Annotated in this window: 18 protein-coding genes; 12 read left to right on the plus strand and 6 right to left on the minus strand. The window is 65.3% G+C overall.

All coding sequences use genetic code 11. The features are described 5' to 3' along the window. The first annotated feature begins 42 nt into the window (after window positions 1-42). Window positions 43-978, plus strand: coding sequence for a DnaJ C-terminal domain-containing protein (locus IEW15_RS01320; RefSeq protein WP_229707733.1), 936 nt, complete (start codon window positions 43-45; stop codon window positions 976-978). A gap of 51 nt (window positions 979-1,029) precedes the next feature. Here IEW15_RS01320 and IEW15_RS01325 read toward each other — a convergent pair whose 3' ends face one another. Continuing rightward, window positions 1,030-1,686 (minus strand): glutathione S-transferase family protein, encoded by a 657-nt coding sequence (locus tag IEW15_RS01325; RefSeq protein ID WP_188574157.1) that lies wholly within the window; start codon window positions 1,684-1,686, stop codon window positions 1,030-1,032. Window positions 1,687-1,718: 32 nt separating this feature from the next. Beyond that, window positions 1,719-3,500, minus strand: a complete 1,782-nt coding sequence (locus IEW15_RS01330; RefSeq protein WP_188574158.1) for an SLC13 family permease — start codon at window positions 3,498-3,500, stop codon at window positions 1,719-1,721. 194 nt (window positions 3,501-3,694) lie between these two features. On the opposite strand from IEW15_RS01330, the gene IEW15_RS01335 reads away from it, so the two are divergent. Further along, entirely contained in the window at window positions 3,695-4,402 is a 708-nt protein-coding gene (locus tag IEW15_RS01335; RefSeq protein WP_188574159.1) for a glutathione S-transferase family protein, read from the plus strand. A gap of 242 nt (window positions 4,403-4,644) precedes the next feature. Further along, entirely contained in the window at window positions 4,645-7,065 is a 2,421-nt protein-coding gene (locus IEW15_RS01340) for a penicillin acylase family protein (protein WP_188574160.1), read from the plus strand. A gap of 66 nt (window positions 7,066-7,131) precedes the next feature. Here IEW15_RS01340 and IEW15_RS01345 read toward each other — a convergent pair whose 3' ends face one another. The 4 genes from IEW15_RS01345 to IEW15_RS01360 form a co-directional block, all read right to left on the minus strand. Further along, entirely contained in the window at window positions 7,132-8,469 is a 1,338-nt protein-coding gene (locus IEW15_RS01345) for a TRAP transporter large permease (RefSeq protein ID WP_188574161.1), read from the minus strand. Beyond that, window positions 8,466-9,020 (minus strand): TRAP transporter small permease subunit, encoded by a 555-nt coding sequence (locus IEW15_RS01350; RefSeq protein ID WP_188574162.1) that lies wholly within the window; start codon window positions 9,018-9,020, stop codon window positions 8,466-8,468. The genes IEW15_RS01345 and IEW15_RS01350 overlap by 4 nt, the downstream gene beginning before the upstream one ends. After that, window positions 9,017-10,186, minus strand: coding sequence for a C4-dicarboxylate TRAP transporter substrate-binding protein (locus tag IEW15_RS01355; RefSeq protein WP_188574163.1), 1,170 nt, complete (start codon window positions 10,184-10,186; stop codon window positions 9,017-9,019). The genes IEW15_RS01350 and IEW15_RS01355 overlap by 4 nt, the downstream gene beginning before the upstream one ends. 111 nt (window positions 10,187-10,297) lie before the next feature. Further along, window positions 10,298-11,074, minus strand: coding sequence for an FCD domain-containing protein (locus IEW15_RS01360; RefSeq protein ID WP_188574164.1), 777 nt, complete (start codon window positions 11,072-11,074; stop codon window positions 10,298-10,300). 181 nt (window positions 11,075-11,255) lie between these two features. On the opposite strand from IEW15_RS01360, the gene IEW15_RS01365 reads away from it, so the two are divergent. The 9 genes from IEW15_RS01365 (at window position 11,256) to IEW15_RS01405 (ending at window position 21,763) form a co-directional block, all read left to right on the plus strand. Continuing rightward, a complete protein-coding gene (locus IEW15_RS01365; protein WP_188574165.1) occupies window positions 11,256-12,029 on the plus strand; it encodes a cyclase family protein in 774 nt (257 codons plus the stop codon). A 60-nt stretch (window positions 12,030-12,089) separates the two neighbouring features. Beyond that, window positions 12,090-13,109: a fumarylacetoacetate hydrolase family protein gene (locus tag IEW15_RS01370; RefSeq protein ID WP_188574166.1), complete on the plus strand. Its 1,020-nt coding sequence runs from the start codon at window positions 12,090-12,092 to the stop codon at window positions 13,107-13,109. Window positions 13,110-13,421: 312 nt separating this feature from the next. Next, window positions 13,422-14,177, plus strand: a complete 756-nt coding sequence (locus IEW15_RS01375; RefSeq protein WP_188574167.1) for an ABC transporter ATP-binding protein — start codon at window positions 13,422-13,424, stop codon at window positions 14,175-14,177. Then, the gene (locus IEW15_RS01380) at window positions 14,170-14,919 is read left to right on the plus strand and encodes an ABC transporter ATP-binding protein (RefSeq protein ID WP_188574168.1); all 750 of its coding nucleotides are present in this window, start codon (window positions 14,170-14,172) and stop codon (window positions 14,917-14,919) included. The genes IEW15_RS01375 and IEW15_RS01380 overlap by 8 nt, the downstream gene beginning before the upstream one ends. A gap of 248 nt (window positions 14,920-15,167) precedes the next feature. Next, window positions 15,168-16,388: an ABC transporter substrate-binding protein gene (locus IEW15_RS01385; RefSeq protein ID WP_188574169.1), complete on the plus strand. Its 1,221-nt coding sequence runs from the start codon at window positions 15,168-15,170 to the stop codon at window positions 16,386-16,388. Between the two features lie 66 nt (window positions 16,389-16,454). Continuing rightward, on the plus strand, window positions 16,455-17,342 hold the full coding sequence (locus tag IEW15_RS01390; RefSeq protein WP_188574170.1) for a branched-chain amino acid ABC transporter permease: 888 nt from the start codon (window positions 16,455-16,457) through the stop codon (window positions 17,340-17,342). Window positions 17,343-17,345: 3 nt separating this feature from the next. Continuing rightward, on the plus strand, window positions 17,346-18,329 hold the full coding sequence (locus IEW15_RS01395) for a branched-chain amino acid ABC transporter permease (protein WP_188574171.1): 984 nt from the start codon (window positions 17,346-17,348) through the stop codon (window positions 18,327-18,329). A 205-nt stretch (window positions 18,330-18,534) separates the two neighbouring features. After that, a complete protein-coding gene (locus tag IEW15_RS01400; protein WP_188574172.1) occupies window positions 18,535-20,220 on the plus strand; it encodes a methyl-accepting chemotaxis protein in 1,686 nt (561 codons plus the stop codon). A 325-nt stretch (window positions 20,221-20,545) separates the two neighbouring features. Further along, complete coding sequence (locus IEW15_RS01405; protein ID WP_188574173.1) at window positions 20,546-21,763, plus strand: ABC transporter substrate-binding protein; 1,218 nt, start codon at window positions 20,546-20,548, stop codon at window positions 21,761-21,763. Window positions 21,764-21,838: the final 75 nt, after the last annotated feature.

The following is a 21,838-nucleotide window of genomic DNA, read 5'->3' on the forward strand; positions in this document are numbered from 1 at the left end:
TGGCTTTGACCACTGACTGAAGAGCATGAGGAGCATCGAGCGGTGAGCCGGATTCTGTACGACCGTCTCGGGGTCGCGTCGACTGCGAGCGACACCGACATCCGGGCGGCCTTCCGCCGCCTTGCCAAGCAGTATCATCCCGATCGCAATCCCGGCGACAAGGCGGCCGAAGACCGGTTCAAGCAGATCAGCGCCGCCTATGGCATTCTGGGCGAGCCCGATCTGCGCAAGCGCTATGACGCCGGCGAAATCGACGAAGACGGCCGCGAACGGGCGGCGGCGGGTTTCGGTCCGGGTGGCTTCGGCGGCGCAGGCTTTGGTGGCCGCGGTGGGCGCGGCTTTGAACAGGGATTTTCGGGCGGCCGTGGCGGCGCCGGTTTCGGCGGCTTTTCCGATCTGTTCGACGAGATCCTGGGCGGCCGCGGCCCGCAGGCCGGCGGGTTTTCCGATATCGGCGGCGGCGTGCCGGCCACCGAGGCCCGCATCCGTGTGGGCTTCATCGAGGCTGCGCGCGGTGCCACCCGCCGGATCGCCCTGCCGCACGCATCGGATATCGACCTGAAAATTCCCGCCGGCACCGCCGACGGTGCCAGGTTGCGGCTGCGTGGCAAGGGCCAGGGTGGTGGCGACCTGATCGTCCAGGTCGAGGTGGCGCCGCATCCGCTGTTCCGCCGCGAGGACCGCGACATCCATCTGGACCTGCCGGTGACCCTGGCCGAAGCCGTGCTGGGTGCCAAGGTCGACGTGCCGACACTGGACGGTCATGCCCGGGTGACGGTGCCGGCATCCAGCAGCAGCGGCCGAACCCTGCGGCTGAAGGGCAAGGGCATCCATGCCGGGGGCACATCGGGTGACCTGTATGTGCATCTGAAGATCGTGCTGCCCGAGAAGGCCGATCCGGGACTGGCCGATGCGGTGCGCGGCTGGGCCGAGGCACATCCACAGCCAGACCCGCGCCGCGATCTGCCGGGGATCTGAGCGGTCCCCCTCAACTGCCAGCCATCCTCGCGTCAGCCCTTCATCCCGGCGTCAGCCATTCGGCGGACGCCGGGTACCGGCCAGCGCCAGCACCACCTGCGGCCGCGCGTAGCCGCGATCGACGAAGGCCGACAGCGCCGGCCGCGATGCCAGCGCCACGCCCAGCCAGTCGGCGCGGTGCATCCAGGCCATCAGCCGCATATCGGCCGCCGACCACCGCCCGGCCAGGGTCGGGCCGTCGGCAAGGGCATCCTCGACACGCAGCAGATGCCGGCGCAGCACATCGCGTGCGGCATCGATCGCATCGGGCAGATGGCGCGGGGCGAAGCGCCGCAGGGCCAGCAGCGCCAGCATCGGCGGCACAAGATCGCTCTCGATCCAGCCGAGCCAGTCGCGGGCAACCGCCTGTTCGGCCTGCCGGCGCGGCATCAGCCGCTCGTCGGCCGCCGCCAGCGCGCTCAGGGCCGCGTGCGCCCCGATGATATGGCTGGCGCCGTCGATCACCACGACCGGGGGCCGGAAGCCCATCGGGCAATCGCCCATGAAGGCGGCGGCGGCCGGATCGATCACCCGCGCCGCCGCCGGCACCGGCACCTGCGGCCGGCGCATGGCGCCGAGCGCCAGCGCCACGGCCCCGCCATCGGGTGTGTCACCGGGATGAAAGCCGATCGGCTGCGGCCGTGGCTTGATGAAGGTGCGTTTGGCCATGAGGCGACAGGTCTTCCGGACAGCAGGACGGGTCAGAGCGGCCAGAACAGCAGCAGCAGCGGCACCGACACCACCGCCACCACGATTTCCAGCGGCAATCCCACGCGCCAGTAGTCGCCGAAATGATAGCCGCCGGGGCCCATGACCAGGGCATTGTTCTGATGCCCGATGGGGGTGAGGAACGAAGACGAGGCACCGATCGCCACCGCCATCAGGAACGGATCGGGTGATACCTGAAGCCCCTGGGCAACCGCGATCGAAATCGGCGCCATGATGACCGCGGTCGCGGCATTGTTCAGGATGTCGGACATGGTCATCGTCACCACCAGCAGCGCGCCCAGCAGCACCCAGACCGGCACATCGCCGGCCATGCCAACGATGCCCTCGGCGATCAGCCCGGTGACGCCGGTGCTCTCCAGCGCCGATCCCAGCGGGATCATGGCCCCCAGCAGCACGATCACCGGCCATTCGATGCCGGTATACAGCTCTCGCGTCGGCAGCGCCCGGCTGACCACCAGCCCCAGCACGACCAATGAGAACGCGATCGCCGTGGGCAGCAGGCCGGATGCGGCAAGGGCGATCCCGCAGGCGAACAGGCCCAGCGCCAGCAGGCCGCGGCGCTGGTTCTGCTTCAGGATCTCGCGCTCCACCAGCGGCAGGCAGCCCAGATCGGCCATCACCGCCTGCAGGCGGCGGGCATCGCCCTGCAACAGCAGCACATCGCCGGTCGCCATCCGCACCCGGCTGAGCCGAGACCGGATCGCGGCACCTTCGCGGGACAAGGCCAGCAGATTGATGCCATAGGTCTCACGCAGACCCAACTCGCCGGCATGACGGCCGATCAGCGACGAGGCCGCCCCCACCACCGCTTCCGCCATCACCACATCCTGCGACTGAAGATGTTCCGCGGTCGGGCGCTCGGATGCCGCGAATTCGAGGCCGGCCGCGCGGGCGCGCTTGGTGATCGCCTCGCTTTCGCCGCGCACCAGCAGCACGTCGCCGGCGGCGATGCGTTGACGGGCCATGGCGCCGAAGATCCGGCGGTCATCCCGGATCAGACCGATGACGGTCAGATCACTGTCCTTCCACATGCCTTCGGCATCGCCCACGGTCTTGTCGATCAGCGCCGATCCGGCCTGAACGGTCAACTCGGTGACATAGGCGCTCACCTCCATCAACTCGGCAGCGGCCCCCTTGCCCAGCCGGTCACCGGGGATCAGCCGCCATCCCAGGATGGCGATATAAACCAGCCCCGCCGCCGCAACCGGCAGCCCGACCCAGGCGAAATCGAGCAACCCGAAGGGCTGTCCCACCGCCTGGTCGCGAAAGCCCGAGACGATCAGATTGGGCGGCGTGCCGATCAGCGTGACCATGCCGCCCAGCACCGTCGCGAAGGCAAGCGGCATCAGCACCGCCGCCGGAGACCGTCCGGCGCGGGTGGAACTCTGGATCGCGATCGGCATCAGCAGCGCCAGCGCGCCGACATTGTTCATGAACGCCGATATCACCGCCCCCACGCCGCACAGCGCCAGGATATGGGTGACGGTGCTGCCCGATGCCCGACGCACCAGGCCGGTCAGCGGTTCCAATGCGCCGGTCAGCGACAGCGCCCGGCTGATTGCCAGCACGGCCGCCACGGTGATCACCGCATCATGGCCAAAGCCGGAAAACGCCTTGTCCGCCGGCACCAGGCCCAGCACCACGCCGGCGACCAGGGCGGTCAGCGCCACCAGGTCATAGCGTGGCCGGCCAAGGACGAACAGGACCAGGGCGGCGACAAGCAATCCGCTGATCAGGATCTGGTCCAACGTCATTCGGGCGCATCTTTCTGGGCATGAACGGCACCGAGGGTTGCCGATGCGCCGTCATTGGTCAACGCTGTTGTGCCCGGGGACGACTTGCCGCCGCACCGCCGCATGGCCACATCGGCTGCACGGGGCCAGGATCGGCCAGTCACGTGCGGCATGGAACCGCCATCGGGCCCCCATTCCGTCTGAGCGAGGATTGCATGACCAAGCCGATCGAGCTGTTCTATTGGCCGACCCCCAATGGCTGGAAAATCACCATCGCACTTGAAGAACTGGGCCTGCCCTACACCATCACTCCGGTCAATATCGGCGGCGGCGACCAGTTCAAGCCCGATTTCCTGAAGATCAGCCCCAATAACAAGATGCCCGCGATCATCGATCCCGACGGCCCCGGGGGCACGCCGATCTCGATTTTCGAGTCGGGGGCGATCCTGATCTATTTGGCCGAGAAGACCGGTCATTTGATGCCGTCCGATCCGGCCGGGCGCTACGAGGTTCTGCAGTGGCTGATGTTCCAGATGGGTGGCATCGGCCCGATGCTGGGCCAGGCGCATCATTTCCGCCAGTATGCGCCCGAGAAGATCCAGTATGCCATCGATCGCTATACCAACGAAGCGGGCCGGCTTTACAACGTGCTCGACACGCGGCTCGCCGATCATGAATGGGTGGCGGGCGACAGCTATTCCATCGCCGATATTGCGATCATGCCGTGGATCGTACCCTATGAGCGTCAAGGGCAGTCGCTCGCCGACCGCCCGCATCTGAAGCGCTGGTTCGAGGCGATGAACGCCCGCCCGGCCGTGGTCGCCGGGCTGGCCGTCGCCAAAGGCATCGGGGCCGGCCAGAGCCCGACCGACCCCAAGGCTTTCCAGACCCTGTTCGGCAGTGGTCAGTATCAGAAGCGCTGAGATGGCAACCACGGGCCGGACGGATGATCCATACCGCTCGGCCCGCCGTACTGACTGTGTGTCACCGCATCCATGACCGACAGATGCCCAACGGATGACGGAATGTGTCATTTGTCACCGTCATCGATGTGTGGTTGATGCAGGATGACACTGACGCCACGATGTCGAAGATCACCCGCCGCCGCTTTCACCGCCCCGGGCACGTGCCGTGGGCCGCAGACCTTGATGGCCAGAGGCCCTGCATGACCGATCGCACCATCCCGTCATCCTCGACCTCAGAGGGAACGGGCTCACCGCCGGCATCCAGGCCGGCACAGACGCGCGGCGGCAGCACCTTCCGCCGCCCCGCCGGGCGTGGCGCGCGCATGGTTGCCGCCGCAGCCATGCTGATACTGCCGGGTTGTGCGGCACTCGACCCCAAACCGGTCGCGGTCGACAAGCGGCTTCAGACCTTCCCGGTGAACGGTCTGGACCTGGAACGGCCCGTGGTCCTGCGCTGGACCGACGAACAGGTGCCGTTCATCGAAGCGGACACCGATCGCGACCTCGCCTATACGCTGGGGCTGGTGCATGCCCATCTCAGGCTGGGCCAGATCAACCTGATGAAGCGGGTGGCGCAGGGCCGGTTGTCCGAGATGGGCGGGCCGGTCGCAGGCGATATCGATCGGGCACTGCGCATTCTGGGCTTCGGCCGCGGCGCCACCGAAACCGCGGCGGCACTGCCGCCCGAAAGCCGCCAGTGGGTCAACGCCTTCGTGAAGGGCCTGAACGATTATCAGGACCGGCTGGCAGCGTCCAGGGGGCCCTGGCCGCCGGAATTCGCGCTGCTGGGCATCCGCGCCGAGCCGTGGACGGTCGAAGACGTCCTGACCATCGGCCGGCTGGCGGGCACCGATATCAATTGGCTGGCCTGGGCCGGCCTGCTGCGGGAACGCAGCCGCAATGGCCCCGACGATGCCGGGTGGAAGACCGCCTGGACACGGGCGATCGAGGCCGGTCACGGCAACGCCGCCAGCTTCGGCCCCAACGAAACCCATGCCCGCCTGGAAAAGCTGCTGGCGGATCTGGCGGGCCTGTCGCGCACCGGTTCGAATTCGGTCGCGGTATCGCCGGCCCTGTCCGACACCGGCTCGGCCCTGATCGCCAATGATCCGCATCTGGGCATGAGCCTGCCGAATTTCTGGCTGCTCGCCGGCATGCGCTCCCCCTCCTATCACGCCGTCGGCCTGATGCCGCCAGGACTGCCTTTCGTCGCGGTCGGTCGCAATCCGGGGCTTGCCTGGGGCGGCACCAATATGCGGGCACTGTCGAGCCAGCTCTATGACGTGTCATCGCTGCCTGAGAGCGCGTTCCGCACCGAAACCCACACCATCCGCACCCGATTCTGGTTCGACCGGACGGTCACGGTGCGGATCAGCCCCTATGGCCCGGTGATGTCCGACAGCGATCTCATTCCGTCGCGGCCGGGCGAGGTGCTGGCACTGCGCTGGCTGGGTCATCAGCCATCGGATGAAATCGGCGCGATGCTGGCGGCCATGCGCGCCGGCAACGGCACCGAATTCCGCGCAGCCTTTGCCGAACGGTATTCAGTCTCGGCCCAGAACATGCTCTGGGCCGACCGGGCGGGCCATATCGGTCAGGTGCTGGCCGCCCGCCTGCCGGTGCGACCGGACGGCATCCCCGACGACATGATCTCATCCGCCGGCGACCCGCAGGCCGAATGGACCGCCTATGTCGATGCCGGCAGCCTGCCCGCCGCGGTCGACCCGGCGGAAGGCTTCATCGCCAGCGCCAACAACCGGCCCACCACAACCACCGGTCTGGTGCCGATCGGCCTGTTCTTTTCCACCGATGAACGGGTCGAACGGCTTCAGGCCGTGGTTCGGGCATCCACGCCGGTTTCGATCGACGATCTGAAGCGCCTGCAACAGGACGTGACCTCGCCGGCCTCGGCGAAACTCGCGGCGGCCCTGGTCCGGACGGCGCGCGTTGTCGGCCTTGGCGACCGGCCCGCCGAGGCGCCGGGCCAGCGCAGCCTTGCCCTGATCGATGGCTGGCAGGGCGTCTATGACGCCGATGCGGCGGCACCCGTTGCCTTCGAACAACTGCTCAAGACGGTGGCGACAGCGGTCTATGGCGGCAGCGACGGCGCCGACAGCCGGCTGGGCTTCGCCAGCAACTGGACCCAGTTGACCCGCTATCTGATCGACGATCTGGCGGCACTGCCGCCGGCGGAACAGGCGCGCATCCTGTCGGACGGACTGGCCGCCGCCGATGAAACCCTGAACAGTTTCCCGAGCTGGGGCACCATGCACCGCCTGCGGCTGGGGCATCTGATGGGCCAGGCGCCGGTGATCGGCAGCTTCTTCACCTATGGCGACTGGCCAGTCGGCGGATCGCGCGAGACCCCGATGAAGACCGCGCATGACCTGGTCGACGATCTGCACAGCGCTCGCTATGGCGCCCAGTCGCGCCATGTCTCGGATCTGGGCGACCCTGACGCCAACTGGTTCGTGCTGCTGGGCGGCCAGGATGGCTGGCTGGGCTCCACCACCTTCATGGATCAGGCGAGCCTGTGGCGGAGCGGCGAATATCTGAAGCTGCCGCTGACCGATGCGGCGGTCAAACAGCGCTTCGGCCGGGTGATGACCCTGACCCCCTGACCGGTATCACGGTGCCGCCCGCATCTTCGTGGCGGGCGGCACCTGCATCTGATCGTCAGCGCGGCGTCACCACATCACCGGGGCGATCGCGATCGCCGGCACCAGGGCGATGATCGCCAGGACCAGAAGCATCAGCCCGGCAAATGGCAGAGCACCGCGAAACACGTCGCCAAGCGTGATGTTCGGATCGTCCAGCGAGGATCGGATCACGAACACCGACAGCCCCAGCGGCGGTGTCAGCAGACCCACCTCGACCGCAATCACCGTGATCACGCCGAACCAGACCATGTTCATGCCGAAGCCGTCGACCACCGGCATCGCCAGCGGCACCAGGATCAACAGGATGGAGCTGCTGTCCAGGATGGTGCCCAGCAGCACCGCGATCAGCACATAGATCACCAGGAACCCGGCAGGGCCAAGGCCCGCATCGGCGAACAGCGCGCCCATGGCATCGGGCACCCCGGTCAGCGCCAGCATGCGGCTGTAGAGCGAGGCCGCGATGATCAGCAGCGAGATCGAGGCAGTGACGTGGCCTGTGTCGACCAGCACCTTCCAGAACCCGCGCAGGTCCAGCCGCCGGCGGCCGACCGCCACCAGCAGCGCGCCGGCGGCACCCACGGCACCCGCCTCGGTGGGCGTGAACAGCCCGCCATAGATGCCGCCCAGCACCAGCAGGATCAGCCCGAACAGCGGTGCGCCCTCGGCGAAGACATTGCCCCGCCGGCCGTGGCGCTGATCGGCTGCGGCCGCCAGACGCACCGCCTCGGCAGCCGCGCGCGGCTGAACGCTGTCGGGGCGCAGATGCGCCATCAGCACGATATAAATGCCGAAGACCAGCGCCATCAGCAGTCCGGGGCCGATGCCGGCCAGGAACATGTCGCCCACCGACTGCTCGGCGACCACCGCATACAGGATCAGCAGCAGGCTGGGCGGGATCAGCATGCCCAGCACCGACGAGCCGGCGACCACACCGACCGCGAAGCGGGGCATATAGCCCAGCCGGATCATCTCGGGCACCGCCACCTTGGTGAACACGGCGGCGGAGGCAATGGAAATGCCGGTCACGGCCGCGAAGGCCGCGTTGGCGCCGACAGTGGCGACGCCCAGCCCGCCCCGCAACCGCCCGACCACCCGGTCGGCCAGCCGGAAGGCATCGCGCCCCAGATCGGACACGCCCACCAGATAGCCCATCAGCACGAACAGCGGCACGACGCCGAAGACATAGCTGTCGATCGAATCCAGCGCCGCCTGTGCGATCGCGCTGGCGGCCACCGACCAGCGGCCACGCACTTCCCAGATCGCCAGCAGCGAGACCAGACCCAGCGCCACCGACACATGCATGCCCGCCCAGATCAGCAGCAGCAGCGCCACCACCGACAGCAGGCCGATTTCAAGTCCGGTCATGACCGTCCCCCGGCGACACGGCGGAGGGCAGCCGCCGCCAGAATGAGATAGATCCCGATCACCATCACCGAGCCCGCGACCATCAGCACCCGGATCGGCCAGACCGGCAGGGTGAAGTCGCCGGCGGCGCCGACATAATCGCCTTCCTCGATCGCCCGCAGCAGGCGCGGCCACAGCGCCCAGGCCAGGATCGAGAAGAAGGCCGCGCCGGCCAGGGAATGAACGGCTTCAAGCCCCGCCGCCACCCGTGGCCGGCGCTGTACCAATTGATCCAGCAGCGCGTCGGACCGGGTGAAGCGGCCCGATGCCAGCGCGTGGCCGGCCTGAAGAAACACGATGCCCACGATCGACAGTCCGACGAATTCCGGCACGCCCCGGATCGGTGCCGACAGCGCCGCACGACCGATGACATCGGCGTTCACCAGCACCATCATCAGCAGAATCCAGGCGGTGCCGACGGCGCTTGCGATTGCCGCGATCCGGCCGAGCAGGCCGGTTTGCGGCAAGGCCGCAGGGGTGGGGTTCCCCCGCGGCTCCGCCGCCCCGCTCACTCGCGGTCCCAGTTACGCGGCAGGGTGACACCGGCTGCGCGCAGGCCATCCAGATAGCCGGTCATGACCGCCTTGCCCGGCACGCCCTTGGCTTCCAGGTCCGCCGCCCATTCTTTGGCGACGTTGGGCAGCGCGTCGGCCCAGCGCTTGCGCTCGGCCGGCGACAATTCAGTGATGGTGGCGCCGCCATCGGCCATTGTCTTGAACGACGCGTTCACCCGCGCCGCCTGGGCCTTGGCGAAGGTGTCGCTATAGAGCGCCGCCTCAGCCAGGATCGCATCCTTCACCGGCTGCGGCAGATCGGCCCAGACGTCGGCATTGATGGTGATGGCACCGGCGAACTGCGCGCCGATATTCACCTTGGTGACATAGGGCGCCACTTCCTGAAGCTTGGCCGCGGCAGCCGCGGTGGCGAAGGTCAGCGTGCCTTCGAATACACCGGTCTTGATGTCGTTGTAATAGGTCTGAAGGTTGCCGGCGACGGCGACGGCACCGGTGCCCTTCAGCCAGTTGGCGGCTGGCCCGGGTGCCGCGATCTTGCGCCCGTTCAGATCGTCGATCGAGTTGACCGGAAAATTCGTGAACAGGTGATAGCTGTCGAGTGCGGCACCCGCCAGTGCCATCTGGTTGTTGCGGGTCCATTCCTGATCCATCTCAGGAATGCGCTTCGACAGCGCCGCCACGGTCTGGGTCACCAGGAACAGATTGTCGGTCGAGAATGGCAGCATATAGGTGACGTTGTGCAGCGGCATCTTCGCGGCCTCGAACAGCGAGCCGACAAAGCCCATATCGCCGATGCCCTCTTCGATCGCCTCAAGCTCGCCGCCGATCTTGGCGACCGTGCCGCCATAAGCCTCGGTCCAGGCGATGCGATAGGCGTCGCCGCCCTCCTTCAGGCGCCGGTCGACACCGGGAATGAAGCTCTCGCTCAGCGTCTTCACCCACAGGAACGCCGGCGGATGGCCGGCGACGACCGTCAGCGGAATAGTCTCGGTCGCATGCGCCGCCGGCGCCAGAACCTGACCGGCGCCGAGCGCCAGTGCAGCCGCGCACAGCACGGTCCTGACACCCCGTCCCAGTGACCTGCCCCGTCCCAGTGACCTGCCCCGTCCCAGCGACGTGTCATGACGCGGCCGCGGGCCGCTGTCGATACGGGTATCCGTCATCTTTATCTTCCCTCCCAGGGGGCCCGGTTGTTCTGTCCCCGCCCTCGGGGCCCCGGTGCCAGGGCATCTGGTGCCTGGTCATATCGGGGCGGGAACCCGCCGGTCTGCCGGTCAGCCGCCCTCGATCCGGGCCAGCTCCGCATCCAGCAGATCGGCGGTGATGGCGATATGTTCTTCCAGAACCCCGACCGCACGGTCGGGGTCGCGGGCCAGCACGGCATCGCGCAGCAGGTCGTGCTCGGCCAGTACTTCGTCGGGCCGGAACGGCCAGCTCAGCATCAGCCGGCGATAGCGTTCGGCCTTGTCGTAAAGCAGCGCCCGGAAGCCTTTGAGCGCGTTGAGCGGGCATGCCGACACCAGACTGGCGTGAAAGGCACGGTGGCGCGCTTCCCATGCCGCCCAGGCGACATCGTCGACACTGATCGTGTGGTCGGCGGCGCTGCGTTCTGTCGCCCGGCGCAGCAGATGATGGCTGGTGACGATTTCGGCCTCCCAGTCGTCACCGCCGCAGGCGATGGCAAGCCTGAGCGCCGCCCCCTCGACGATCTGACGCGACCGGGTGATGTCGGCCAGATCCGCCCGGCTGACCGGCGCCACCCTGAAGCCGCGCTGGCCCGAGAACGACACCAGCCCGTCGGCCGCCAGCCGCGACAGCGCTTCGCGCAGCGGGCTCAACCCCACCCCATACCGGGCTCGCATGCTGCCCAGATGCAGCTTCATATCGGGCTTCAGCGCACCCGCCACGATATCGGTCCGGATCCGTTCCAACGCCTCAAGCGACAGGGTGGCGGCACGCGTGCCCTCCTCGCCCACGAAGCCGTCGGCCACGGCGGCGCGCAGATCGGAATGACCGGTCACGGCCTCGGGGTTGAGATCTGCATCGGTCATCGGTTGATCGCCCTCACGCCTGATATTGCGCTGCAATATCGGTATTGATACAGCTTACATCGTTTCAGGCAGGAATTTCGATTTTTTTATGCATGATCGCGCAAATGGCGCTGTATGCTGTGCGCAACCAGATGATCGCAACCAGCAAGCGATCACCCGCCATCAAGGGAGGATGAGCCCCATGACCCGCCGTTTCGTCGACCTGTCGATCATGCTCGAAAACGATGTCCGGTCCGACCCGCCCGGCTTCGAACCCAAGATCACCTACATGAACCACGAACAGACGCCCGCGCAGATCACCGGCTTCTTTCCGGGCCTGAGGCCCGAAGATCTGCCTGATGGCGAGGGTTGGGCGGTGGAGCAGATCAACCTGATCACCCATAACGGCACCCATCTGGACGCGCCCTATCACTTCGCCTCGACCATGAACAAAGGCGAGCGCGCGATCACGATTGACGAGGTGCCGCTGGATTGGTGCTTCCGTCCGGGCGTGAAGCTGGATTTCCGCCACCTGCCCGACGGCCATGTGGTGACCGCCGACGAGGTGGAAGCCGAGCTTGCGCGCATCGGCCACACGCTGCAGCCGCTGGACATCGTGGTGATCAACACCCGCGCCGGCAGCCGCTATGGTCATGATGATTATGTCGATGCCGGCTGCGGCATGGGTCGCGAGGCCACGATGTATCTGCTGGAACGCGGCGTGCGCGTCACCGGCACCGATGCCTGGAGCTGGGATGCGCCCTTCACGCACACGCGGGAGAAGTACATCGAAAGCGGCGATGCCGGGCTGATCTGGGAAGGCCACCGTGCCGGCCGCGACATCGGCTATTGCCACCTCGAAAAGCTGCACAACCTGGAATCGGTGCCCGCGACCGGCTTCACCATCGCCTGCTTCCCGGTGAAGATCCGCGCCGCATCGGCCGGATGGACACGTGCGGTGGCGATCTTCGACTGATCGCCATGACCAGGCCCCTGGTCCCGCCTCCATTCTCTCCGACATGACGGATCTCACCCGATGAAACTGCTCACCTTCGTGCCAGAAGCCGGCGCCACTGAATTCACCGCCGGCGAAACCCGCCATATCGGTGCACTCGCCCCCGATGGCCGGCATGTGCTGAACCTGACCCTTGCCGCACAGAGCCGCATGGGCACCGATGGCGCATTCGCCGCCAGCATGCTGGCGCTGATCGACGCCGGCGCCGACGGCCTTGCGCGCGCGCATGAGCTTTTGGCCGAAGCGGCGCGTGGCGGCGAGGCCACAGCCCATCTGGTTCCGCTTGGCGGGATCTCGTTCCGCAGCCCCCTGCCGGAACCGCGCCAGATGCGCGATTGCCTGGTGTTCGAGACCCATCTGATCCAGGCCATGGAAGGCGGACGCAAGCTGCTGGCCGAGATGCGCGACACCACACCCGAAGCGCTGGGCCTGCCGCCGGTAAAGGTGCCGCCGGTGTGGTATGAACAGCCGATCTACTACAAGGCCAATCGCTTCAGCGTGATCGGCCACGATCAGATCGTCCGCTGGCCGTCCTTCTCGCGCATGATGGATTACGAGCTGGAATTCGGCATCGTGCTGGGCCGCACCGGTCGCGACATCACCACGCAGACGGCCGCGGATCACATCTTCGGCTATACGATCTTCAACGACATGACCGCCCGCGATGCCCAGTTCGCCGAGATGCAGGGCAGCCTGGGGCCCGCCAAGGGCAAGGATTTCGACACCGGCAACATCATCGGCCCCTGGATCGTGACCAGCGACGAGTTGACCGACCCTTACAACCTGACGATGCAGGTGCGGGTGAACGGCGAGCTGCGCGGCAAGGGCTCGACCGCCAGCATGCAGCATCGCTTCGACCGCATCCTCGCCCATATCTCCCGCGACGAGACCCTGCATGCCGGCGAATTCATCGGATCGGGCACGGTCGGGAATGGCTGTGGCATCGAGACCGGCCAGCTTCTGGCGTCAGGCGACCTGATCGAGCTGGAAATCGACGGCATCGGCACCCTGCGCAACCGCATCATTGCGCCTGCCGGGTGATCGATATCAGCAGTCATCGCGCCCCGGTCGTGCCAAGCCTGAAACGGCTCAAATGGCGGACCGCGGACGCCTTGACCGCTTGGCGGAATTCCGATAAGACTTCCCTTCACAAAATATAATTACAAAAAGACTACAGGGACCCGATCGTCACGAAAACCGGACGCTGTCTCCCACGACGCCCGGCAGACGTGTGCTCATCTAGGGGAGGAGTGAGCCGTCCGTGAACACAGGCGACCCACGCACTGGTGCTGCAGGCCGATGGCCCGGCGGCAGTGCGACGGTGGTCTGCGTGTTGCGGACGCTTACAGGGGCATGGCTCAGGACATCATCATCGAGACGAAGGGTCTGACCAAGGAGTTCAAGGGCTTCACGGCGGTCAGCAAGGTCGATCTTCAGGTGCGTCGTGGTACGATCCACGCCCTGATCGGCCCCAACGGAGCGGGCAAGACGACCTGTTTCAATCTGATCACCAAGTTCCTGATCCCGACCTCCGGGCAGATTCTCTATGACGGTCACGACATCACCAGTCAGAAGCCGGCGGCGATCGCCCGGCGCGGCATGGTGCGGTCTTTCCAGATCTCTGCCGTGTTCCCGCATCTGACGGTGCGCGAGAACGTGCGGATCGCCCTTCAGCACAAGCTTGGCAATTCCTTCCATTTCTGGCGCTCGGAACGCGTGCTCGACAATCTGCACGATCGTGCCGACGAGCTGCTGGATGATGTCGGCCTGGATGGTTATGCCGACGCGATCACCGCCGAGCTGCCCTATGGCCGCAAACGGGCGCTGGAGATCGCGACCACGCTGGCGCTGGAACCCAAGGTCATGCTGCTCGACGAGCCCATGGCCGGCATGGCGCATGAAGATGTCGGGCGCATCGCCGAACTGATCAAACGGGTTGCCCAGGGCCGCACGGTTCTGATGGTGGAACACAACCTGAAGGTCGTGGCCAATCTGTCGGACACGATCACCGTGCTTCAGCGCGGCGCGATCCTGGCGGAAGGCACCTATGACCAGGTGTCGCAGAACCCCGAAGTGATTCAGGCCTATATGGGGACCGGTCATGGCTGAGCCTGCACGCACCGCATCCGCCACAGCATCTGCCACCGGCACCGCGCCGCTGCTGTCGGTTCAGGATCTGAACGCCTGGTACGGCGAAAGCCATGTCCTGCACGGTATCGGCTTCGACGTTCAGCCGGGTGAGGTCGTCACCCTGTTGGGCCGCAATGGCGCCGGCAAGACCACGACGCTGAAATGCGTCATGGGCATCGTGTCAAGCCGCAAGGGCAGCATCACCTTCGACGGTCGCGAACTGATCAAGCTGCCGTCGAACCAGATCGCCCGCGCCGGCATCGCCTTCTGCCCCGAAGAACGCGCGATCTTTGCCAGCCTCGACGTCGTCGAGAACCTGATGCTGCCGCCGGTGGTGAAGCCGGGCGGCATGACGGTCGACGAAGTTTTCGGTCTGTTCCCTCGTCTGAAGGAACGCGGCAGCAGCCAGGGCACCAAGCTATCGGGTGGCGAGCAGCAGATGCTGGCTATCGCGCGCATCCTGCGCACCGGCGCCAATCTTCTGCTGCTGGACGAGCCGACCGAGGGCCTGGCCCCGGTCATCGTGCAGCAGATCGGCGACATCATCCGGGCGCTGAAGGCAAAAGGTTTCACCATCGTGCTGGTGGAACAGAATTTCCATTTCGCATCCACCGTCGCCGACCGGCATTATGTCGTCGAGGAAGGACGGGTGGTCGACATGATCGCGTCTGACGCGATTGCGAGCAGCCAGGAAAAGCTCAAAACGTATCTCGGCGTCTGATCACGACGCCGGGCGGAAGGTCGCGGCGGTGCGTCTCCGCGTTCATGCGGGCCCACACAAGAAGGCCTGCTGAACCCGATCGAGGCTCTGTCTCCCGCCAAGTCCGTACGCGACGCTCGCGCTCGTGCACGGCCGGTCCCATCGGGCCGGCCGGGCCGGACAGGTTGCTGCGACCCGACCTTGACTGCCGACGGATACCGTCTTGTGACCTCAGGACGCTCAAGATCCTCAGGGGGAGGAAAATTTCCATGATGTTGAAGTTTACGCTGGCGGCCGTGACCGCCGCTGTTGTCGCCGCCTTCTCGGCCGGAGCCGCTCAGGCGGAGATTTCCGATAACGTCGTGCGCATTGGCGTGCTGAACGACCAGTCCGGCATCTATACTGACCTGTCGGGCCCGGGTGGCATCTCCGCCGCCCAGATGGCGGTCGAGGATTTCGGCGGCAGTGTCGCCGGCGCCAAGATCGAGGTCGTCTCGGCCGACCATCAGAACAAGCCCGATATCGGGTCCAACATCGCCAATGAATGGTATGATCGCGACGGCGTGGACGCGATCTTCGACGTGCCCACCTCGTCGGTGGCGCTTGCGGTGCAGAATATTGCCAAGGGAAAAGGCAAGATTCTGATCGATCATGGCGCAGCCACCTCGGACCTGACCGGGAAAGCCTGCTCGCCGACCGGCATCCACTGGACCTATGACACCTATGCGCTGGCCAACGGCACCGGTGGCGCGCTGGTCCAGCAGGGCGCCAAGAAGTGGTTCTTCCTGACCGCCGACTATGCCTTCGGCCATGCGCTGGAACGCGACACCATGAATGCGGTCAAGGCCGCGGACGGTGAGGTCGTGGGCACGGTGCGTCATCCGTTCCCGAACACCGACTTCTCGTCGTTCCTTTTGCAGGCGCAGGGATCAGGCGCCGAGGTGATCGGTATCGCCAATGCCGGTGGCGACACCGTCAACACCATCAAGCAGGCGTCGGAATTCGGCATCACACAAGGTGGCCAGCGTCTGGCCGGCCTGCTGCTATTCCTCTCCGATGTCCATTCCCTGGGCCTTCAGGTGTCACAGGGGCTGGTGTTGACCACCGGTTTCTACTGGGATCTGAACGACGAGACCCGCGCCTGGTCGAAGCGCTTCGCCGAGCGCAACAACGGCCGGATGCCGACAATGGTTCAGGCCGGCATCTATTCATCGGTCATGCACTATCTGAAGGCGATCGAGGCCACCAAGTCCGATGAAGGCAAGGCCGTTGTCGCGCAGATGAAGCAGACGCCGGTCAACGACTTCTTCGCCAAGGGCGGCACCATCCGCGAGGACGGCCGCATGGTCCACGACATGTATCTGATGCAGATCAAGTCGCCGGACGAGTCCAAGGCGCCTTACGACTACTACAAGCTGCTGGCGACCATTCCGGGCGATCAGGCCTTCCGGCCGCTGTCGGAAAGCGAATGCCCGCTGGTCAAGAAGTAACCAGCGCGTACCGCCAAGCAACCGTCACCCTATGATTTCGACGCCGACACGAGGGGCAACTCCTCCATGATGGAATTGATCGGCATTCCGCCGCAGGTCCTTTTCGGCCAGCTGCTTCTCGGGCTGATCAACGGCGCCTTCTACGCCATGCTCAGCCTGGGCCTGGCCCTGATCTTCGGCCTGCTCAACGTCATCAACTTCTCCCACGGCGCCCAGTACATGATGGGCGCGTTCGTGGCGTGGCTGGTGCTGCAGTATGCCGGAATCGGATACTGGGCAGCCCTGATCGTCGCCCCTCTCATCGTCGGATTGATCGGCATCATTCTGGAACGGGTGCTGATACGGCGGTTGTACAACCTCGATCACCTCTACGGACTGCTGCTGACTTTTGGTCTGTCGCTGGTGATCGAGGGCGGCTTCCGGCAGGCCTATGGCATTTCAGGCCAGCCTTATGCCATTCCGCCAGAGTTGCAGGGCGGCACCAACCTTGGCTTCATGTTCCTGCCCAACTATAGGGCCTGGATCCTGGTCGCCTCGGCTGGTATCTGCCTTGCCACCTGGCTGATCATCGAAAAGACCCGGCTTGGCGCTCACCTGCGCGCCGCAACCGAAAACCCGACGATGGTGCAGGCCTTTGGCATCAACGTGCCGCTGCTGATTACCATCACCTATGGCTTTGGTGTCGCGCTGGCTGCTTTCGCCGGCGTGATGGCGGCCCCAGCCTATCAGGTCAGCCCGTTGATGGGCTCCAACCTGATCATCATTGTCTTTGCGGTGGTGGTGATCGGCGGGATGGGGTCGATCATGGGTTCGGTTCTCACCGGGTTCGGCCTTGGGCTGCTTGAAGGTCTCACCAAGGTGTTCTATCCAGAAGCGTCGAGCACCGTGATCTTCGTGGTCATGGCCATCGTCCTGCTCATCAAGCCCGCGGGCCTTTTCGGAAAGGCGGCGTGATCCATGAGCGTCAACACCGTGTCCGGAACCCGCAGCACCCGCGGCCAGAAAGCCGCAGGTTTCACCATGATCGCCGTGGCGGTGGCGATCATGGTTGGGCTGATCGCCCCGCATGTCGTCTATCCGGTCTTCCTGATGAAAGCGCTGTGCTTCGCGCTGTTCGCATCGGGCTTCAACCTGCTGCTTGGCTATGTCGGATTGCTCAGCTTCGGTCATGCCGCCTATTTCGGGTTCGCGGCCTATGTCTGCGGACACGTGGTCAAGGTCTGGGGTCTGCCGCCTGAAGTCGGTATTCTGTTCGGCACCGCGATCGGCACCGCGCTCGGCTTCGTGATCGGCTCCCTTGCCATCCGCCGCCAGGGCATCTACTTCGCCATGGTCACTCTCGCCTTCGCGCAGATGATCTTCTTCCTGGCGCTCCAGGCCCCGTTCACCGGTGGTGAAGACGGCATCCAGGGCATTCCGCGCGGCATGCTGTTCGGCATCATCAGCCTGCATGACGACATGACCATGTATTATGTCGTCTTCACGATCTTCGTCGTCGGGCTGCTGTTCATCCATCGCGTCGTTCATTCGCCTTTCGGCCAGACGCTGAAGGCGATCCGCGAAAACGAACAGCGCGCGATCTCGCTGGGTTACGACGTCAACCGCTACAAGCTGCTGGCCTTCGTGCTGTCATCGGGCATCGCAGGCCTCGCCGGCTCCACCAAGGCTCTGGTCTTCCAGATCGCGACCCTGACCGACGTTCATTGGCACGCCTCGGGCGAGGTGGTGCTGATGACCCTGCTGGGCGGTGTCGGCACGGTGTTCGGCCCCATGGTCGGCGCCTTCCTGGTCACCGGCATCCAGAACTATTTCGCGCAGGTCGGTGCCTGGGTCACCATCATTCAGGGCGCCATCTTCGTCGCCTGCGTGCTGCTGTTCCGCCGTGGCATCGTGGGTGAATATCAGGCCTTCATCGACCGGCGCCGCAACCGCCAGAGCTGACGCGTCCTTCCCAAGCCTTGGGGCGACGGGCTTCACCGCCAGCAAATCCCGTATGGTCTGCACCATGCGGGATTTGTGCGTTCGGCGATGGTGTATTTTGTATATGAGTTGATCTATACCCATATAAATCAATCAATAGTTAATAATCCCCGCCTACAATGCCTCTGGCTGCATGTGCCGGACCGCATTGGATCGGGAGTCTGGGATGAAGAACCTCAAGACGGGGACGAAGCTCGCCGTACTGGTGATCGCGGCACTGATCGCGATCGCAACCGTCATGGCAGTTTCGCTGTCGACGCTGAAAGATCAGCTCTATGCCGACCGGCGCGACAAACTCGAAGCTCTGACCGAGATGGCAACGACGCTCGTCAGTAACCAGATCGCCAAGGCAGGCAATGACACAGCCGCCCGGGCTGCCGCACTCGACGCCGGATTACGGCTTGTCGAAGGAATGCGTTATGATGATGGTGCCGAGTACTTTCTGGGCGTCAACGCCGACGGCGTCATCATGCTGCACGGCGCGCGCCCGGATCTGATCGGCAAGAACCTGATTGCGCTGAAAGATCCGAACGGCGTCGAGTTTATCCGCGATGCGGTGACAGTGAGCTTCGGACCGGCCGGTGGCGGTTATGTCAGCTATCTGTGGCCGCGCAGCGGCGGCGATGTTCCCGAACCGAAACTCACCCTGGTTCATCGGATACCAGGCACCGACGTGGCGCTGATGACCGGGGTCTATATCGACGATCTCACCACCACCTTCCGCCATGAGGCGATCCGCCTTGGCACGATCGCCGCGATCACACTTGCCGTGATGGTGATCCTGGCCATCCAGGTCATTCGCCACACGGTGCCCCCCTTGCGCGCGATCACCACAGCACTTGGTCGCCTGGCAACCGGCGAACGCGACATTCAGGTCAATGGTGACAGCCGGCGCGATGAAATCGGCGCCATGGTCCGGGCCTTCAACGTGGTTCGCGAGGGGCTGAAGGAAGCCGACGATCTGAGCCGCCAGCGAGATGCGGACCAGACCCGGCAGTTGGAGCGGTCGCGGCGGGTCGAGGCCCTGACCGAAGGCTTCGATGCCGAAGCGGCACGGTCGCTGCAGATCGTGCTTCACGCCGCACACGAGATGGAACTGGCCGCAGGCGACCTGACCCATGCAGCCGACCAGACCCGGCAGCAGGCCGAGACCATGGTGGGTGCGGCCGATCAGGCGGATGCCAATGTCCAGACCATCGCCGCCGCGGCCGAAGAGCTGTCGACATCGATCAGCGACATCGCCCGCCGGGTGACACAGGCAGCCGATGTTGCCGCACGCGCCACCGAAGAGGCGCGCCGCACAACCGAGATCGTCCGCGGCCTTGCCGAGACCAGCGGCCGGATCGGCGAGGTTCTGGTGCTGATCGATGCCATCGCCGACCAGACGAACCTTCTGGCCCTGAATGCCACGATCGAGGCGGCGCGCGCCGGTGATGCCGGCAAGGGCTTCGCCGTGGTCGCATCCGAGGTCAAGAATCTGGCAAGCCAGACCGGCCGCGCCACCGAGGACATCTCGCGCCAGATCAGCGCCGTCCAGGAAGAAACCTGCAAGGCCGTCGGCGCCATCGACGGAATCGTCAAGACCATCTCGGCGGTCAGCGAGATCGCGAGCGACATCGCCGCAGCGGTCCAGGAACAGGGCGCCGGCACCGGTGCCATCGCCCACAGCACTCAGGCTGCCGCCCAGGCGACCGAGGCCGTGACCAGCAGCATCGGCGCCGTGGGTGCGGCCGCCAGCCAGACCGGCGGCACCGCGAGCACGGTGCGGGAAGCGGCAACCCGGCTCAATCGTCAGGCCGACGACCTCAAAACCGTGGTCGATCGCTTCCTCGGCGATATTCGCGCAGCGTGATATCCATTGAAGCTGCATCCATCAACGCCGTTCTCGCTTTCCTGCGATAGCGGCGTTTTTTCATTTCACGAATACCTCTCTTTCCAGCATGATCTTTCTCAAGATGGCCCGGGAACTGGTGCGAGGCATTGCTCGGCACCTGTCCCGCAAGATCAAAGCAAGCGGATCTTTCCGGATGACGATACACGGCACGCATGCTGGGGAGTGGCAGCGGCGTCGGGTGTCGAGACCGCGTTGCGGCATGCCTTGCATGGCGGCCGGCATCGCCTCCGGGATGACAGGGTACTGTGGCCGTCAGGCCCGGATCCGCCCAGGGAGGAAGCAGATGAACACCAGGAACGCGATCGCTGCCGCGGTTCTTGCCACCATGATGGGCATGGCCGCGGGGGCGGCCCAGGCCGAGATTTCCGACAACGTCGTGCGTATCGGCGTTCTGAACGACCAGTCTGGAGTCTATTCCGACATCACCGGCCAGGCATCGGTGATCGCCGCCCGGATGGCGGTTGAGGATTATGGCGGAAAGGTCGGCGGAAAGCCGATCGAGGTGATCTTCGCCGACCACCAGAACAAGCCGGATATCGGCTCCAACATCGCCAACCAGTGGTACGATCGCGATGGCGTCGACGTGATCATCGATGTGCCGACATCGTCGGTGGGCCTCGCGGTCCAGAACATCGCCAAGGAAAAGGGCAAGCTGCATCTGAACGCCGGCACCGGCTCGTCGGACCTGACCAGCAAGGCCTGCTCACCCACCGGCATTCACTATGTTTACGACACCTATGCTCTCGCAACCGGCACCGGCTCGGCGCTGGTCGGCCAGGGTGCCAGGAAGTGGTACTTCCTCACCGCTGACTATGCCTTCGGTCATGCGCTGGAACGCGACACCACCAACGCGGTGCTTGCAGCCGGCGGCGAGATCGTGGGCGGTGTCAAGGTGCCGTTCCCGAACACCGACTTCTCGTCGTTCCTGCTGCAGGCGCAGGGGTCCGGCGCCGACGTGATCGGGCTGGCCAACGCGGGTGGCGACACGATCAACTCGATCAAGCAGGCATCCGAGTTCGGCATCACCCAGGGCGGCCAGAAGCTGGCGGGTCTGCTGGTGTTCATCAACGACATTCATGCACTGGGTCTTGATGTCGCGCAGGGGCTGGTGGTCACCACCGGCTATTACTGGGACATGAATGACGAGACCCGCGCCTTCGCCAAGAGGTTCATGGAGAAGGCCGGCAAGATGCCGAACATGCTCCAGGCCGGTATCTACTCGTCGGTCACCCAGTACCTGAAGGCGATCGAGGCCACTGGCACAGATGACGCACTGACTGTCGTCAACAAGATGAAGGAGACCCCGATCAACGACTTCTTCGCCAAGAATGGTCATATTCGTGCCGATGGCCGCATGGTCCACGACATGTATCTGGCCGAGGTGAAGAAGCCCAGTGAGTCGAAGGGCCCGTGGGACTATTACAACATCCTGGCGACCATCCCCGGCGATCAGGCCTTCCGGCCGATCGAGAAGGGCGAATGCGAGATGGCCAAGAAGTAACACAGGGGCGGCCCTGACGGCCGGTCCGCGAGGTCCGGCCCCCAGCTCCCGACAGCCTCCCCCGCAGTTTGGTGG

Origin of the sequence: Tistrella bauzanensis, from assembly GCF_014636235.1 — a bacterium.
In the GTDB taxonomy this organism is placed as follows: Bacteria; Pseudomonadota; Alphaproteobacteria; order Tistrellales; family Tistrellaceae; genus Tistrella; species Tistrella bauzanensis.

Excerpts from the sequence above, each read along its gene's own strand:
- IEW15_RS01355 (WP_188574163.1), bottom strand. The coding sequence starts at position 10,186 with ATGACGGATACCCGTATCGACAGCGGCCCGCGGCCGCGTCATGACACG.
- IEW15_RS01330 (WP_188574158.1), bottom strand. The coding sequence starts at position 3,500 with ATGACGTTGGACCAGATCCTGATCAGCGGATTGCTTGTCGCCGCCCTG.
- IEW15_RS01400 (WP_188574172.1), top strand. The coding sequence starts at position 18,535 with ATGAAGAACCTCAAGACGGGGACGAAGCTCGCCGTACTGGTGATCGCG.
- IEW15_RS01325 (WP_188574157.1), bottom strand. The coding sequence starts at position 1,686 with ATGGCCAAACGCACCTTCATCAAGCCACGGCCGCAGCCGATCGGCTTT.
- IEW15_RS01370 (WP_188574166.1), top strand. The coding sequence starts at position 12,090 with ATGAAACTGCTCACCTTCGTGCCAGAAGCCGGCGCCACTGAATTCACC.
- IEW15_RS01365 (WP_188574165.1), top strand. The coding sequence starts at position 11,256 with ATGACCCGCCGTTTCGTCGACCTGTCGATCATGCTCGAAAACGATGTC.
- IEW15_RS01375 (WP_188574167.1), top strand. The coding sequence starts at position 13,422 with ATGGCTCAGGACATCATCATCGAGACGAAGGGTCTGACCAAGGAGTTC.
- IEW15_RS01385 (WP_188574169.1), top strand. The coding sequence starts at position 15,168 with ATGATGTTGAAGTTTACGCTGGCGGCCGTGACCGCCGCTGTTGTCGCC.
- IEW15_RS01340 (WP_188574160.1), top strand. The coding sequence starts at position 4,645 with ATGACCGATCGCACCATCCCGTCATCCTCGACCTCAGAGGGAACGGGC.
- IEW15_RS01345 (WP_188574161.1), bottom strand. The coding sequence starts at position 8,469 with ATGACCGGACTTGAAATCGGCCTGCTGTCGGTGGTGGCGCTGCTGCTG.
- IEW15_RS01405 (WP_188574173.1), top strand. The coding sequence starts at position 20,546 with ATGAACACCAGGAACGCGATCGCTGCCGCGGTTCTTGCCACCATGATG.
- IEW15_RS01335 (WP_188574159.1), top strand. The coding sequence starts at position 3,695 with ATGACCAAGCCGATCGAGCTGTTCTATTGGCCGACCCCCAATGGCTGG.
- IEW15_RS01390 (WP_188574170.1), top strand. The coding sequence starts at position 16,455 with ATGATGGAATTGATCGGCATTCCGCCGCAGGTCCTTTTCGGCCAGCTG.
- IEW15_RS01395 (WP_188574171.1), top strand. The coding sequence starts at position 17,346 with ATGAGCGTCAACACCGTGTCCGGAACCCGCAGCACCCGCGGCCAGAAA.
- IEW15_RS01380 (WP_188574168.1), top strand. The coding sequence starts at position 14,170 with ATGGCTGAGCCTGCACGCACCGCATCCGCCACAGCATCTGCCACCGGC.
- IEW15_RS01360 (WP_188574164.1), bottom strand. The coding sequence starts at position 11,074 with ATGACCGATGCAGATCTCAACCCCGAGGCCGTGACCGGTCATTCCGAT.